This window comes from Enterococcus sp. DIV1421a, assembly GCF_051711025.1.
Taxonomy (GTDB): Bacteria; Bacillota; Bacilli; order Lactobacillales; family Enterococcaceae; genus Enterococcus_B; species Enterococcus_B hirae.
This window is the reverse complement of sequence record NZ_JBIOLU010000001.1, coordinates 53,542-68,439: the sequence shown is the minus strand read 5'-3', so window position 1 is coordinate 68,439 and position 14,898 is coordinate 53,542. Positions and strand designations below refer to the sequence as shown.

Here is a 14,898-nt window from a genome sequence, read left to right as displayed (position 1 = left end):
TCTCCATTTCTATGATTTATTGGTTGAACCTGATAGTTGAATGTATTGCTGAACTAACTCTTTTCCTGCTATGACTGTTTGTTGGATGAGAGTTGGGTATTCGATCGTTGGCTCCTGTTGTAGAAGCTGTTGGCATCTTTGTTGTTGCGCCTTCATAAAATCAGAACCAACATTAATCTTATTGATCCCTAACTCAATGGATTGGCGAATGTTGTCTTTTCCCGCTCCTGACCCCCCATGTAAAACTAACGGAAGTTGAGTCTTCTCTTTTATTTCTTGGACAATATCGAAACGAAAACGTGGTTTGTACCCTTTAGGATAATCTCCGTGACTGGAGCCATAGGAAATCGCTAAGCAGTCCACACCCGTTTCATTGATCAATCGGATTGCTTCTGCTGGGTCCGTACACATGGCATCATCTGTAAAATGGTCGCCTGTGACTGCCCCCATATTTCCTACTTCTGCTTCTACGCTCGCATCATACGTTTGGGCAAATTGAACCATCGCTCTCGTTATTTCGATATTCTGATCCAAGGGATACATCGAAGCATCCATCATGACGCTGGAAAATCCTTCTTGTAAGCACTGTTTGACAAATGCGATGTCTTGACCATGATCTAGATTAATCGCTACTTCGACTTTGGCATCCTGTGCCATACGGATGATGGGCTTCGTTAAATAATGATAATTGATGTGTTGCTTTAAGTGATCTTGCAATAAATCTATGATGATCGGCGCATGTAATTCCTCAGCAGCTTGGATCGTTGCTTTTGCTGTTTCTAGATTAAAACAATTGATCGCCATGACAGCATAGTTTTCTTGATTTGCTTTTTTGAGCATCTCTTTCATTGACACATACATATCAAATCCTTCTCCCTACAGTTTTTAAGATAATTTAATAGAAGAAAAATCTACTTCTTCCTCTTCTTCCTCTACGACAGGGTGTTCAGCTGGCGCCTTTTTCAAAACAAACAATAGAATGCCGGTAACTGCAGAACCAATCAATAAGGCAAAGGTAAACTTCAACGGATCCGTCATTGCTGGGATAATAAAGACCCCACCAGAAGGAACTGGTGACCCAATTCCCCACGACATACTCAAACCTCCGCCAATCGCTGCACCAGCTGTACACGAAATGATCACACGAAGCGGATCAACTGCCGCTAAGGGGATAACGCCTTCCGTAATCATGCAAAGTCCCATCGGAAAAGCAATCTTAATGTTGTTTTCTTCTTCTTTTGAATATTTTGTTTGCCGAAATAACTTAGATAAAACCCATGAAATGGTGACACCGAAAGGCGGAACCATTGACGCTAACACTTTCACAGCTTCTGGTTCTTGCACACCTTCCAAAAGCATCCCATCAGCAAACAATGAGGCTACCTTATTGACTGGTCCACCAAAATCAAAGGCAGCCATCCCACCGACAATTGACCCAAAGAGGAATTTTCCAGAACCTTGTAGTCCTTGTAAAAAATCGGTCATCGCTTCTGTTGCCCAAACAATCGGCACACCTACCACGAAAAACATCAATAAACCGATACTAAGGGTCGCTAACAGTGGGATGATCATCATCGGCATCAATCCTTGTGCCCACTTAGGAACTTTGAGATATTTCACCAATAATAGGACAAAGAACCCCACCAAGTAACCGCCTAACATACCACCTAAAAAACCTGCGCCAATGGCATTGGCAATTAACCCCATAAACAAACCTGGACCAATCCCTGGGCGATCGGCAATGGAATAGGCAATCGCTGCAGAAATCACTGGAGCCAATAATCCCATGCCCAAAACCCCTAGAGAAACTAAGGCATCGGGTACAGAATAAGACGCTTGATAATCATTGATGACTTGCCCACCTGTTAAATTCCCAATAGCGATCAAGAGTCCAGCGGTCACAACAACTGGTAACATGTATGAAATAGCTGTCAGTGCATGCTTTTTTAATTGTAGTTGACGAAGCATCCAATTCCTCTCCTTTTATGTTTTACTGAGTTCTTCTTCAATTTTAGTAATCAACCCTTTCGGTGCTTTAATGACCATGTTCGTAGGAATCTCAATCACTTTTTTTCCTTCGAACCGCTCCTTGCCACCAATTTTGATATCTGCTGCAATAATGACGACATCTGCCTGCTTGATCTCCTCCTTCGATAACTCGTCTTCTGTACCAATTGTTCCTTGTGTTTCGATGTGCACTTCATGTCCTAATGCTTTTGCTGCTTTTTCTAATTTTTGTTTGGCAATATACGTATGTGCAATTCCTGAAGTACAGGCTGCTACTCCGACGATCTTCATTTTTCCTTCCTCCTTTTCTTTTAGACAGTTGGTTCTTTTGCTAATAGTTCCATTAATTCTGTTTTACTAGTTGCCTGATTCATTTTTTCGATAATGGTATCTTCTGCTAATAACATTGCTACTTTTTGTAACAATTTGATATGAACGGTATTGGCATCTGTATCTTTTACTGCAAATAAGATAATGACCTTTACAGGCTGCTCATCTAATGATTCCCAAGGGATCGGGGTCTCGACTTTACCCACAACCAAAGAAGTCTGAATGACACTCGCTGATTTTCCGTGGGGAATCGCCACACCGTTTCCAATCCCTGTGATTCCTTCTTTCTCCCGTTGAAAGACATCTGATGAAAAATCATCAACATCTTTGATAATGCCGTTTTCTTTTAGTAATTCACTTAATTCGAGAATCGCTTCTTTTTTTGTTTTCGCTTTCATTTCTAAACGTATCAGTTTTTCTGTAATCACATTTGCGATACTAAATTCTGACATTACCTGTTTTGTAACCATTTCACATCTCTCCTAACATTTGCTTCACACGTTTTTCGTCTTGCTTGGTAAATACTGAGTTTACTAATATCGTGGGAATCTTCGGTGGCTCATTCAAACAAACCGTTGTTAAAATCAAATCGATCTTACTAAATTCCGCTTGGTTTTTCTGGTACTGCCGAGAAGATAAAACAGCAATAATCTCTAATTCAGGAAAGGCTTTTTTTACTTTGACTTTCAATAGTTCTGAAGTTCCAACACCACTACTACACATGATCAATACACGTTTTTTTATTGGGGCTAACTCTTTGTATCTCACAAAGTATAATGTTAAAAATCCAATTTCATCTTTGGATATATGGTTTGTATGAAATTTTTTTTGGACCATTTTACTGACAAATTCTACCAATTGAAACGTTTCCTGGTACTCTAATTCAATGTCGTGCAATAAATCATTTTTGATTGTGATCTCATGTTTTAATCGATACAATAGCGGCTGAATGTGACTATACAAATCATGTCGGTTTCGTTCTTGATCAATCGCCACTCCCATGAGCCGGCTCATCGTAGCAGAAAAAAAACGGGTGATTTCTTCAGCTTCATTTGAAATATTTTGATGTTTAATCGAACCATTTTCGATCCTGGAGGAAATCAAGTATTGAAAAAGATAAAAAGTTTCACTTTCAGGGAGAGTCGTATTTAAATATTGACCTAATTTGAGCATGACTTGCTTTGATAGTTGGTACAGTTCCTGGTTATAATGGATCAGCGCCTGATCTTCTTCATCTAAATCCCACGTATCTTCTTCTAAATACACGACCCCTTCACGGAAGCGTTTGACTAAGATATAAATATGAGAAAAAATATTCATTGCATATGGATAGGCAATTCGACTGACTAGTTTTTGTTCGATAAACTCAACGATCGAAGTAATAAAATTGATATCAAATGAGCTGATCATTGGGTGACTAGGAACCACTTTTTTATCTTCCAATAAATGGATACTTAATAGCATATTCACTACTTTACGAATATGTTTTTCTGTTCCTTCGATACCAATTCGGGTACCTTGTCGTTTAAGTTGGAGGTGGTTTTTCATTAAAAATAAACTGATCTTAGCCAAATCATTACTAATTACCGGATCACTCACATAATACGGATGGAACAATTCATTGATTAATAACTTCTTGGGTGCCTTAAACAACAAATTAAGCAAAATCGCATTTCTTCTTTCCAAAGGTCCTTGACTCGTTCGACTTTCATTATGCGTTGCACTCACATTTAAATATTTATCGTAGTCTAACCGAAATCCTTTGCCTGCCTCTGCCAAAATGATTTCCCCGTTTTCAGACACATCATTTATCTTTTTAATCGTACGGTAGACCGTTTTCGTAGAAACATGGGCAAATTCAGCTAACTCCTGAGCTGTAAGGGATAAGCCATGTTTAACAAAGTATTCGACCATTTCTTTCTCTCTTTTGCTTAGCTGCATTTGTTCAACCTCCTTGTTTATACTATAACGGAATTTTCTGACAACTCATTTTTTGTTCTGTCCATTACTCTGGACATTTTTAAAAGCGTTTACAAAAAGTGGCAAAAAAGACAAAAAACACCGAAGCAGGCAAAAACCTGTCTTCGATGTTTTACACGATACATCAGAGTGCATAAAAGTAATGAATAGACGAAACGATGAAAATAAGCAACTATTGATTGGTGTCAGTAGTTTTCTTCCTTAATTACTCTTAACATGACCAATCACAGCATTTGCTTTAACTACCCCACTAGCATCCATCGTTAGCTTCGCCACTTTTTCACCATTGGTAAAAGCAACGATCAGATCTGATTGTTTGTTTGCCGATTGTAGTGCCACCAAGTCCATGGTTGCAATTAATTGACCACGTGCGACTTTTTGTCCCTCTTCAACGTAGATCGTAAAAGGCGCTCCTTTTAAGTTCACGGTATCGATCCCCATATGCAAGAGAACTTCAATTCCTGATTCCGTTTTGATACCAACTGCATGTTTCGTTGGAAAAATATTGATAATCGTACCAGCGATTGGAGCAAACACTTCGCCATTCGTTGGTAGAACCGCAAACCCGTCTCCCATCATTTTTTGTGAAAAGACATCATCTGCCACTTCTGTGATTGGCATTAGCTTCCCATTTGCTACCGCAAAAATATCTTGGTTTTGTGGATCAACGACTGTTTTGGTTGTCACAGTAGGCGTGGACTGAACAGTTCCTTTGCCGCTACTTCCATGAATTTTTTTCATTTCATCTGCAACAAATTGGACTTCCGTTCCAACGATCACTTGAATATTTTTGGCATCAATTACTTTCAGACCTGGAACGCCAGTCGCTTTGATTTTCCCTTGATCAACTTTTGCCGTATCTTTTACATACAAGCGTAAACGTGTCGTGCAATTGTCAATGGAAACAACGTTCGCTGCACCACCTAATGCTTGATAAAGTTGATTAGCTAGCGTGGCAAATCGATTGTCACCAGTTGGCACTGTTCCTACTTCCCCATTTTCTGCAACTCCAGTATCTTCTTCACGCCCCGGCGTCATCAAATTGAATTTTTTGATGACAAATAAAAATGTAAAGTAATAAATCACACCCATCGCCAAGCCTAATACCAATAGCATTAATGGTTGATTGGCAATAGGTACACGTAAGCTTAAGAAGAAATCAATAAAGCCGGCGCTAAAATTAAAGCCCGCTGTCCAATGGAAGGTTGCTGCGATAAACATCGAAATCCCTGTTAAAGCAGCATGAACGACATACAATGGCCAAGCGACAAACATAAATGAAAATTCTAACGGTTCAGTCACTCCTGTAAAGAAAGAAGCGAAAGCGGCAGCTAACATCAAAGACGCAGTCACTTTTTTCTTTTCTGGTCGCGCACATTGATAGATAGCAAGTGCACCAGCAGGTAACCCAAACATCATGACCGGGAAGAAACCAGCTTGATACATACCAGTGACTCCTTTTACCCCTTCACTTGCCCAGAATTTACCAATATCATCAATTCCAGCCAAATTGAACCAAAAAACATTGTTAAGTGCATGGTGTAAACCAGTTGGAATCAGCAAACGGTTGAAGAAGCCATATAGACCAGCACCTAACGCGCCCATTCCAGAGATCAATTCACCGAAACTAACCAATGTATCATAAACTGGTGGCCAAACAAAAATCAATAAAGCAGAAATAATTGCCATTAAACCAGCTGTTACGATCGGTACTGCTCGTTTTCCACTAAAGAAAGACAACGCCATTGGCAATTTAACTCCGCTGAAGCGATTATACATCGCACCAGCGACTAATCCTGCCAAAATTCCAATAAATACATTTTTATTATTGATTGCATCAAAAGCGATATTCACTTTTTCAACATCCACTTTAGTAAACAATGCAACAGAAGCACTATTGACTAATGTGACTGGTGCTAAAAAGGCGATCAATCCTGCCAATGCTGATGAACCATCTTTGTCTTTAGACATCCCCAATGCTAACCCAACAGCAAAAATGATTCCTAAATTATCTAAGACTGTTCCTCCAGCTTTGATCATAAAAGCGGCAAAAATGTTATTGCCACCCCAACCAGTCGGATCGATCCAATAACCAATCCCCATGAATAAAGCAGCTACTGGTAGGGTTGCTACTGGTAACATCAAGGAACGTCCCATTCGTTGTAAGTATGTTTTCATTTTGTTCTCCTATTCTGTTGTCCCTCGCAAGCGTTCGATATGAATAACTAAATAACCAAGTTCTTCGCTTGTAATAGACATTTGATATTGTTTAGTTAAAAGTACTCGAATTTTTTTTGCGACTGCATAACTTCCTGAATATTTTCGTTTGACTATCTCAATAATCTCCTCGTCTAAGACCGCATACTGCTGATTGTGATACCGTTGGATCAACAACCGAAGATGGTTTGCTAAACGAGAATAATTCAGTGCCATTTGTTCGGAATGGATATCGATCCTCAGCTCTTTTTCAATCAACTGGATAATTTCCGACACGATCGTGACTTCGCGAATGCTACGATGATTACTAGTTTGTCCGCTATGACCACTATGGATATGTATCGCTATATAACCCGCTTCATCATATGTATAAGGAATAGCTAAAGTGTGATTCAAATAATCAACTGCCCATTGCGCAATACTAAATTCTTCGTGGTACAGCGCCTCGATTTCTCGCAGTAATTTATTTCGAATAACAATTCCATTACGAATATTTTCAGCAGCAAAAGCAATATGATCCGTTAATGCAATCAACACATGCTCATTCAGCTTTTTCATTAAAACTGTTTCTGCATGATCAATAATGTGTTCAGCGGCAAAAAGAAACTTTTCGTCAATTTGATTCAGCAAACTTTGTAGTTTCATTTGACTTTCTGGCTCCATCACAAACATCCGCTCAATTTCTCGATGAAAAATCAAGTCATTGCGCTTTTTATCGAATCCAACACCTTTACCAATTGCGACCTTTTCTTGTCCATCGTCATCGACTAAGACCGCATTTTGATTAAAAATCTTTTTGATTTTCATAATAATAACCCTTTTTCTGCAGAATTAAAGTTACTTCATGGACCAATCATCCTTTATCAATCTTAAGCTTGACAACAAAAAAAGCATAGAAAAATTCCACCAAAGTCTCCTTATCGACGGAATCTTCCCATGCCTAGTATGATCTAGTCACATGAAAAATAAATATGTTAACGCTTTAATTTTATCGAGGGAACGTTTTTTTGTCAACATCTTTTTTTCCTTTTGTCAAACAAAATGCTTTCATTTACTCAATAAAGTTTAAAATAAGCCATAAAAAAAGCCATGATGTCTAATGACACCATGACTTTTTATTGTCCGAATACAATGTTGCTTACAATTCAGTTGATCAAAGATTAAGCTTTGATTTCAGTAACGACACCGGCACCAACTGTACGTCCGCCTTCACGGATTGAGAATTTAGTACCGTTTTCGATAGCGATTGGGTGGATTAATTCAACTTCCATTGTTACGTTGTCGCCAGGCATAACCATTTCAGTTCCTTCTGGTAATTCAACAACACCTGTTACGTCAGTTGTACGGAAGTAGAATTGTGGACGGTAGTTAGTGAAGAATGGAGTATGACGTCCACCTTCTTCTTTTGTCAACACGTATACTTCTGCAGAGAATTTTGTATGAGGTGTGATTGTACCTGGTTTAGCTAAAACTTGTCCACGTTGGATGTCTTCACGTGCAACACCACGTAGTAAAGCACCAATGTTGTCTCCAGCTTCAGCGTAGTCTAATAATTTACGGAACATTTCAACACCAGTAACTGTTGTTTGAGCTGTTTCTTCTGCGATACCAACGATATCTACAACGTCACCAACGCGAACTTGTCCACGTTCAACACGACCTGTAGCAACAGTACCACGACCAGTGATTGAGAATACGTCTTCGACTGGCATCATGAATGGTTTGTCGTTGTCACGTTCTGGAGTTGGGATATATTCGTCAACTGCAGCCATCAATTCAAGGATTTTTTCTTCGTATGAAGCGTCGCCTTCTAAAGCTTTCAAAGCTGAACCAGCAACTACAGGAACATCGTCACCAGGGAATTCGTATTCTGTCAATAAGTCACGAACTTCCATTTCAACTAATTCTAGTAATTCTTCGTCGTCAACCATATCTACTTTGTTCAAGAATACAACGATGTATGGAACACCAACTTGACGAGATAATAGGATATGTTCACGAGTTTGAGGCATAGGACCATCAGCAGCAGATACTACTAAGATAGCTCCGTCCATTTGAGCAGCACCAGTGATCATGTTTTTAACGTAGTCCGCGTGTCCTGGGCAGTCAACGTGAGCGTAGTGACGAGTGTCAGTTTCGTACTCAACGTGAGCTGTTGAAATTGTGATTCCGCGTTCGCGTTCTTCTGGAGCACCATCGATTTGATCGTAAGCCATAGCTTGGCCGCCGTTTTTCTTAGATAGTACAGTTGTGATTGCTGCTGTTAAAGTTGTTTTACCGTGGTCAACGTGTCCGATTGTACCAATGTTAACGTGTGGTTTAGAACGGTCAAATTTTTCTTTTGCCATTTTAAAATGTCCTCCTAAAAATACAATATATTTTTTATTTGTCTGATAGGTATGTGATAAACCAAAAGTCTATCACATGCCCATATCATCGATAATTATTTTACACGAAACTATATTAAAAATACAGTCTCTTTAGATAATCTGTCAAACAGACGATCTTGTTTTAAGAAATTATTCAGCTTTACCGCCGTTTTTCTTAATGATTTCTTCTTGGACTGATTTAGGAACATCTTCATAGTGGTCAAATACCATCATAAATGTACCGCGTCCTTGAGTTGCTGAACGCAATGTTGTTGCGTAACCGAACATTTCAGCCAATGGAACAATCGCATTAACGATTTGTGAGTTACCATGTGCTTCCATACCTTCAACGCGACCGCGTCGGCTAGTTACGTGTCCCATGATATCACCTAAGTAATCTTCTGGAACAGTAATCGTTACTTTCATCATTGGTTCTAAAATAACAGGACGTGCGTGTTTTGCAGCAGCTCTTAAAGCCATAGATGCAGCAACACGGAAGGCTGTTTCATTTGAATCGACGTCATGGTATGAACCATCGTAAAGTTTTGCTTTGATATCCACTAATGGATAGCCAGCAAGAACACCGTTATTCATAGATTCTTCTAGTCCTTTTTCAACAGCAGGGATGTATTCACGAGGAACGACCCCACCGACGATTGCATTTTCAAATTCGAAGCCTTTACCTTCTTCGTTTGGTGTAAATTCAACCCATACGTGACCGTATTGACCTTTACCACCAGACTGACGTACGAATTTACCTTCAGCTTTTGTTGCTTCACGGAATGTTTCACGGTATGAAACTTGTGGAGCACCAACGTTTGCTTCAACTTTAAATTCACGTTTCATACGGTCTACTAAAACGTCTAAGTGCAACTCACCCATACCTGAGATAACAGTTTCACCAGTTTCAACGTTTGTTTCAACTCGGAATGAAGGATCTTCTTCAGCAAGTTTTTGCAACGCAACACCCATTTTATCTTGGTCTGCTTTTGATTTAGGTTCAACAGCAACTTGGATAACTGGGTCAGGGAATTCGATTGACTCAAGAATAACCGGTGAGTCTAATGCACATAATGTATCCCCAGTTGTTGTATCTTTCAATCCAACAGCAGCGGCGATATCACCTGAGTACACTTTATCAATTTCTTGACGAGTGTTGGCGTGCATTTGTAGAATACGTCCGATACGTTCTTTTTTGCCTTTAGAAGCGTTCAATACATATGAACCACTTTCAAGGACACCAGAATAAACACGGAAGAAAGTTAGACGACCTACGAATGGGTCAGTCATTACTTTAAACGCTAATGAAGCAAAAGGAGCTTCATCGTCAGCTGGTCGTGTTGTTTCTTCGTCTGTTTTTGTATCGATCCCTTTGATTGCTTCGATATCAACTGGAGAAGGCAAGTAATCAAGAACGGCATCCAACATTAATTGAACCCCTTTGTTCTTGAACGCTGAACCAGCTAATACAGGGAAGAATTCAACATTAATTGTTGCACGGCGGATACCAGCAATCAATTCTTCTTGTGTGATTTCTTCACCTTCAAGATATTTCATCATTAGTTCTTCGTCTGTTTCAGCAACAGCTTCGACTAATTTTTCGCGCCATTCTTGAGCTTGTTCTAAATATTCTTCAGGAATTTCAGTTTCTTGAATATCTGTTCCTAAGTCATTTGTATAGATTTCAGCTTTCATTTTAACCAAGTCGATGATACCAGTGAAGTTTTCTTCAGCACCGATTGGCAATTGGATTGGATGCGCGTTTGCTTGCAAACGATCATGCAATGATTTTACTGAGTACAAGAAGTCCGCACCGATTTTATCCATTTTGTTACAGAATACGATACGAGGCACTCGGTACTCAGTTGCTTGACGCCAAACTGTTTCAGTTTGAGGTTCAACACCTGACTGTGAGTCAAGTACAGTTACCGCACCATCTAATACACGTAGAGAACGTTGAACTTCAATTGTGAAGTCTACGTGTCCTGGTGTGTCGATGATGTTTACACGGTAACCTTTCCACTGCGCTGTAGTCGCAGCAGATGTAATTGTGATACCACGTTCTTGTTCTTGTTCCATCCAGTCCATTTGTGAAGCTCCTTCGTGGGTTTCACCAATTTTATGGATTTTACCAGTATAGTACAAGATACGCTCTGTTGTTGTAGTTTTACCTGCATCAACGTGAGCCATGATACCAATATTACGAGTTTTTTCTAGCGAAAATTCTCTTGCCATTTTCTTACTCCTCTCTTTATTTAAATCGATTGTAAATTGACTTTCTGCTGTCGTTTAACCCAACAGGCAGAGAGGATCTTACCAACGATAATGAGCAAATGCACGGTTGGCATCAGCCATTTTATGAGTGTCTTCACGTTTTTTAACAGAAGCACCAGTGTTGTTTGCAGCATCCATGATTTCTTTTGCTAAGCGTTCTTCCATTGTGTGTTCACCGCGCAGGCGAGCGTAGTTTACTACCCAACGAAGAGCTAAAGTTGTACGACGTTCAGGGCGAACTTCAACTGGTACTTGATAGTTTGAACCCCCAACACGACGTGCTTTAACTTCAAGAACAGGCATAACATTTTTCATAGCTTGTTCAAACACTTCTAATGGATCATTACCTGTAGATTCTTTAATCAAATCAAAGGCGTTATAAATAATACTAGCTGCAACACCGCGTTTTCCGTCAACCATTACACGGTTGATCAAGCGAGTTACTAATTTTGAGTTATAAATAGGATCTGGTAAAACATCACGTTTTGCAACAGGACCTTTACGTGGCATCCGTAACTCCTCCTTCCGAAATATTCTTCATAGTAATTGCCTTACTCTCTTAACATAGTAAGAACAAGTTTCATTTGTTTAATAATTAAAATTAAGCTTTAGGTTTTTTAGTACCGTATTTAGAACGGCTTTGTTTACGGTCGTTTACACCAGCTGTATCAAGTGCACCACGAACGATATGGTAACGTACCCCTGGTAAGTCTTTTACACGTCCACCACGTAGTAATACTACGCTATGTTCTTGTAAGTTGTGACCAATCCCTGGGATATAAGCAGTAACTTCAATTAAGTTTGACAAACGAACACGAGCATATTTACGTAAAGCTGAGTTCGGTTTTTTAGGTGTCATTGTACCCACACGTGTTGCTACCCCACGTTTTTGAGGAGAGTTCACGTTTGTTTGAGTTTTCTTAAAGCTGTTATATCCTTTGTTCAAAGCAGGTGAATTAGATTTTTCCACCTTTGATTTACGAGGTTTACGTACTAATTGGTTAATTGTAGGCATTCCTTGTTTCCTCCTTCCCACGATTCGCGTCTAGTTCCACACATCCAGGTGGTTCTTTTTTTGCGATAAAAAATAAATGCAATTCTGCATCTTTATCAAATATGCTTTGATAAACAGTCAGCACGTCTCTTTACCAGAGACCTGTAGATAAAGCACCTTGGTTAGGATATCATGAATAAAGTACTCTGTCAACCAGTGTTATGTATTTTTTTTAGCCATTTGAAATTAAAAAAAGGACGCTATCTTTTTCCAATCATTCAATATAAAATAGCTATGAATAGAGACGAAAGAAAAGGTGGGAACAACAGATGAATTTGAAACAAGCAGCTGGAATTGAAGCAGCTAAATTTGTGAAGGACGGAATGATCGTTGGTTTGGGTACCGGTTCTACAGCCTATTATATGGTAGAAGAAATCGGTAGAAGAATGCGTGAAGAAGGATTAAACATCACTGGTGTCACTACATCGAATGCCACTAAAGAACAAGCAGAAAAATTAGGTATCCCTCTTAAGAGTATTGATGAAGTACCCGTAGTTGATCTCACGATCGATGGTGCTGATGAAATCAGTAAAGCATTTCAAGGAATTAAAGGTGGTGGCGCAGCATTACTTTTTGAAAAAATTGTTGCTACGTATTCAAAACAAGTCATCTGGATCGTTGATGAATCAAAATTAGTGGAGCAACTTGGGCAGTTCCCTCTTCCAGTAGAAGTGATTCCTTATGGCGCTCAACAATTGATGCGGATCTTTGATGAGAAAGGTTACCAACCTGTTTTACGTCAAACCGAAACAGGTCAGATAGTCAAAACAGACAGTGGTCATTACATTATTGACTTACATTTAGAAGTGATCAATGACCCTGAAGCTTTAGCAACGTACCTTGATCAACTGGTTGGTGTCGTTGAACATGGACTGTTTTTAAATATGGTTTCAAAAGTCGTTGTCGGCTCCGCACAAGGCGTATCAATTATCGACTCACCTCATCAAAAATAACAACCCTGATATTAGTTATAAAAATTAGCAAAAATAGTTCATTTTAAAAACATAAAAAACTATCTTTTCAATGGACTTTATGCTACATTTTTACTGTTATCTATAGACAGAAAATCATTGCTAGAAAGGAATCACCATGAAGATTATTGGTTATGCACGCACAACCATAAATGATGTTGATCTTACAACACAAGTGGAGCAACTCTCTAATTTTGGTTGTCAGGAGATTTTTCACGAGACATACAAGTCTAAAGATGCGGTGTCTAATAATATTTGTTTAGAAAAAGTAATCAAGGAAATGCGACAAGGCGATACTTTAGTTATCTGTCAACTTCATCGTCTAGGGAAGTCTACTCGTCAGCTAACAGAACTCACACAATTATTCAAAGATCGTGGCTTACACCTAGTTAGTATCCAAGAAGAGATCGATACGCGTACACCGATGGGGAAAATCTATTTTCAACTAATGGAAGGATTAGCCATTATGGAGTGCTCTTTAATCAAGGAACGGACACTTGTCGGGTTAGATGAAGCACGTAAAAAAGGTAAAATCGGGGGTCGTCCAAAAATCGATCCAAAAACAATTAAAAAAATTCGTCGGCTTTATTATGAAAAAAAAGAAACGATCCAATTAATTTCTACTAAATGTGGTGTATCAGTCGGAACCTGTTATAAATATATCAATCTTCCAGAAAAAGAGATTCAGCAATTATCTTAAACGACTGCCTACATCTTGATATTCTTTCATTTAAAAATGGATTGGCGCAACAAACGCAGACTGTCTGCTAAAGACGAATCAACTGTATATAATGAATAGGTAGGTGGATCAATGACAGTGCAGCCATTGATCCACCTACCTCTGTTTATCTGTCACTGTAAGAATTATTTTTGTTTTTTTATCTGTCTATCTTCTGATTTTCCCTTTCATTAACTTCATTTTTCAATGGAAATCTAGTCAAAAAAATTGTACAATAAAGCAGAACTGAAATTTTCAGAAATATAACCTATTTTAAAGGAGAGCTAAACATGCCAAAATTAGTTTTTTCTCGTCATGGTCTTAGTGAATGGAATGCATTAAACCAATTTACTGGTTGGGCTGACGTAAACTTAGCACCAGAAGGAATCGAAGAAGCCAAAGAAGGCGGACGCAAAATCAAAGAAGCTGGAATTGAATTTGATGTTGCTTACACTTCAGTTTTAACTCGTGCCATCAAAACATGTAATTTGATTTTAGAACACTCAGATCAACTTTGGGTTCCTCAAATCAAATCATGGCGCTTAAACGAACGTCATTATGGTAAATTACAAGGATTGAACAAAAAAGAAACAGCTGAAAAATATGGAGATGACCAAGTACACATTTGGCGTCGTTCATACGACACTCTTCCTCCATTGATGGACGAAAGTGACGAAGGTTCTGCTGCAAACGATCGTCGTTATGCAATGTTAGACAAACGCGATATTCCTGGTGGCGAAAACTTGAAAGTTACTTTAGAACGTGCTTTACCATTCTGGCAAGACGAAATTGCTCCAGCTTTACTAGACAACAAAACTGTTTTAGTAGCTGCACATGGTAACTCTCTACGTGCTTTAGCAAAACACATCGAAGGAATTTCTGATGAAGATATCATGGATCTTGAAATTCCAACTGGTCAACCACTTGTTTATGAATTAAACGATGACTTGACAGTTGCTAAAAAATACTATTTATAAT

At 39.0% G+C, this 14,898-nt stretch carries 14 protein-coding genes; 3 read left to right on the top strand and 11 right to left on the bottom strand.

Annotated features, from left to right (window positions below; genetic code table 11):
* Nucleotides 1-9: 9 nt before the first annotated feature.
* The 11 genes from IGK21_RS00305 to rpsL form a co-directional block, all read right to left on the bottom strand.
* The gene (locus tag IGK21_RS00305; protein ID WP_010720452.1) at nucleotides 10-861 is read right to left on the bottom strand and encodes a class II fructose-bisphosphate aldolase; all 852 of its coding nucleotides are present in this window, start codon (nucleotides 859-861) and stop codon (nucleotides 10-12) included.
* A gap of 24 nt (nucleotides 862-885) precedes the next feature.
* Nucleotides 886-1,968 (bottom strand): PTS fructose transporter subunit IIC, encoded by a 1,083-nt coding sequence (locus IGK21_RS00300; RefSeq protein ID WP_010720453.1) that lies wholly within the window; start codon nucleotides 1,966-1,968, stop codon nucleotides 886-888.
* 15 nt (nucleotides 1,969-1,983) lie between these two features.
* On the bottom strand, nucleotides 1,984-2,298 hold the full coding sequence (locus tag IGK21_RS00295) for a PTS fructose transporter subunit IIB (RefSeq protein ID WP_010736797.1): 315 nt from the start codon (nucleotides 2,296-2,298) through the stop codon (nucleotides 1,984-1,986).
* Nucleotides 2,299-2,318: 20 nt separating this feature from the next.
* Nucleotides 2,319-2,807: a PTS sugar transporter subunit IIA gene (locus tag IGK21_RS00290; protein ID WP_010720455.1), complete on the bottom strand. Its 489-nt coding sequence runs from the start codon at nucleotides 2,805-2,807 to the stop codon at nucleotides 2,319-2,321.
* Nucleotide 2,808: 1 nt separating this feature from the next.
* On the bottom strand, nucleotides 2,809-4,278 hold the full coding sequence (locus tag IGK21_RS00285; RefSeq protein ID WP_063626396.1) for a BglG family transcription antiterminator: 1,470 nt from the start codon (nucleotides 4,276-4,278) through the stop codon (nucleotides 2,809-2,811).
* 240 nt (nucleotides 4,279-4,518) lie between these two features.
* Entirely contained in the window at nucleotides 4,519-6,495 is a 1,977-nt protein-coding gene (gene nagE / locus IGK21_RS00280; RefSeq protein WP_081128374.1) for an N-acetylglucosamine-specific PTS transporter subunit IIBC, read from the bottom strand.
* Between the two features lie 9 nt (nucleotides 6,496-6,504).
* Nucleotides 6,505-7,341: a PRD domain-containing protein gene (locus IGK21_RS00275; protein WP_010736794.1), complete on the bottom strand. Its 837-nt coding sequence runs from the start codon at nucleotides 7,339-7,341 to the stop codon at nucleotides 6,505-6,507.
* 353 nt (nucleotides 7,342-7,694) lie between these two features.
* Nucleotides 7,695-8,882, bottom strand: a complete 1,188-nt coding sequence (gene tuf, locus IGK21_RS00270; RefSeq protein WP_010720459.1) for an elongation factor Tu — start codon at nucleotides 8,880-8,882, stop codon at nucleotides 7,695-7,697.
* Nucleotides 8,883-9,053: 171 nt separating this feature from the next.
* Nucleotides 9,054-11,138 carry an elongation factor G gene (gene fusA, locus IGK21_RS00265; protein WP_010720460.1) on the bottom strand — a complete coding sequence of 695 codons (2,085 nt, stop codon included), beginning with the start codon at nucleotides 11,136-11,138 and terminating at the stop codon, nucleotides 9,054-9,056.
* A gap of 78 nt (nucleotides 11,139-11,216) precedes the next feature.
* The gene (gene rpsG / locus IGK21_RS00260; protein WP_010720461.1) at nucleotides 11,217-11,687 is read right to left on the bottom strand and encodes a 30S ribosomal protein S7; all 471 of its coding nucleotides are present in this window, start codon (nucleotides 11,685-11,687) and stop codon (nucleotides 11,217-11,219) included.
* 91 nt (nucleotides 11,688-11,778) lie between these two features.
* The gene (rpsL, locus tag IGK21_RS00255) at nucleotides 11,779-12,192 is read right to left on the bottom strand and encodes a 30S ribosomal protein S12 (RefSeq protein WP_002294318.1); all 414 of its coding nucleotides are present in this window, start codon (nucleotides 12,190-12,192) and stop codon (nucleotides 11,779-11,781) included.
* A 308-nt stretch (nucleotides 12,193-12,500) separates the two neighbouring features.
* On the opposite strand from rpsL, the gene rpiA reads away from it, so the two are divergent.
* The 3 genes from rpiA to gpmA all read left to right on the top strand — a co-directional run bounded on the left by rpiA (nucleotide 12,501) and on the right by gpmA (nucleotide 14,897).
* A complete protein-coding gene (rpiA, locus tag IGK21_RS00250; RefSeq protein ID WP_010736793.1) occupies nucleotides 12,501-13,184 on the top strand; it encodes a ribose-5-phosphate isomerase RpiA in 684 nt (227 codons plus the stop codon).
* Nucleotides 13,185-13,320: 136 nt separating this feature from the next.
* Nucleotides 13,321-13,902 carry a recombinase family protein gene (locus IGK21_RS00245; RefSeq protein ID WP_010720463.1) on the top strand — a complete coding sequence of 194 codons (582 nt, stop codon included), beginning with the start codon at nucleotides 13,321-13,323 and terminating at the stop codon, nucleotides 13,900-13,902.
* 308 nt (nucleotides 13,903-14,210) lie between these two features.
* Nucleotides 14,211-14,897, top strand: coding sequence for a 2,3-diphosphoglycerate-dependent phosphoglycerate mutase (gene gpmA, locus IGK21_RS00240; RefSeq protein ID WP_010720464.1), 687 nt, complete (start codon nucleotides 14,211-14,213; stop codon nucleotides 14,895-14,897).
* The last annotated feature ends 1 nt before the right edge of the window (nucleotide 14,898 follow it).

What these genes read in the sequence shown, in the direction of transcription:
- IGK21_RS00305 (WP_010720452.1), bottom strand. Translation starts at nt 861, where the DNA reads ATGTATGTGTCAATGAAAGAGATGCTCAAAAAAGCAAATCAAGAAAAC.
- IGK21_RS00300 (WP_010720453.1), bottom strand. Translation starts at nt 1,968, where the DNA reads ATGCTTCGTCAACTACAATTAAAAAAGCATGCACTGACAGCTATTTCA.
- IGK21_RS00295 (WP_010736797.1), bottom strand. Translation starts at nt 2,298, where the DNA reads ATGAAGATCGTCGGAGTAGCAGCCTGTACTTCAGGAATTGCACATACG.
- IGK21_RS00290 (WP_010720455.1), bottom strand. Translation starts at nt 2,807, where the DNA reads ATGGTTACAAAACAGGTAATGTCAGAATTTAGTATCGCAAATGTGATT.
- IGK21_RS00285 (WP_063626396.1), bottom strand. Translation starts at nt 4,278, where the DNA reads ATGCAGCTAAGCAAAAGAGAGAAAGAAATGGTCGAATACTTTGTTAAA.
- nagE (WP_081128374.1), bottom strand. Translation starts at nt 6,495, where the DNA reads ATGAAAACATACTTACAACGAATGGGACGTTCCTTGATGTTACCAGTA.
- IGK21_RS00275 (WP_010736794.1), bottom strand. Translation starts at nt 7,341, where the DNA reads ATGAAAATCAAAAAGATTTTTAATCAAAATGCGGTCTTAGTCGATGAC.
- tuf (WP_010720459.1), bottom strand. Translation starts at nt 8,882, where the DNA reads ATGGCAAAAGAAAAATTTGACCGTTCTAAACCACACGTTAACATTGGT.
- fusA (WP_010720460.1), bottom strand. Translation starts at nt 11,138, where the DNA reads ATGGCAAGAGAATTTTCGCTAGAAAAAACTCGTAATATTGGTATCATG.
- rpsG (WP_010720461.1), bottom strand. Translation starts at nt 11,687, where the DNA reads ATGCCACGTAAAGGTCCTGTTGCAAAACGTGATGTTTTACCAGATCCT.
- rpsL (WP_002294318.1), bottom strand. Translation starts at nt 12,192, where the DNA reads ATGCCTACAATTAACCAATTAGTACGTAAACCTCGTAAATCAAAGGTG.
- rpiA (WP_010736793.1), top strand. Translation starts at nt 12,501, where the DNA reads ATGAATTTGAAACAAGCAGCTGGAATTGAAGCAGCTAAATTTGTGAAG.
- IGK21_RS00245 (WP_010720463.1), top strand. Translation starts at nt 13,321, where the DNA reads ATGAAGATTATTGGTTATGCACGCACAACCATAAATGATGTTGATCTT.
- gpmA (WP_010720464.1), top strand. Translation starts at nt 14,211, where the DNA reads ATGCCAAAATTAGTTTTTTCTCGTCATGGTCTTAGTGAATGGAATGCA.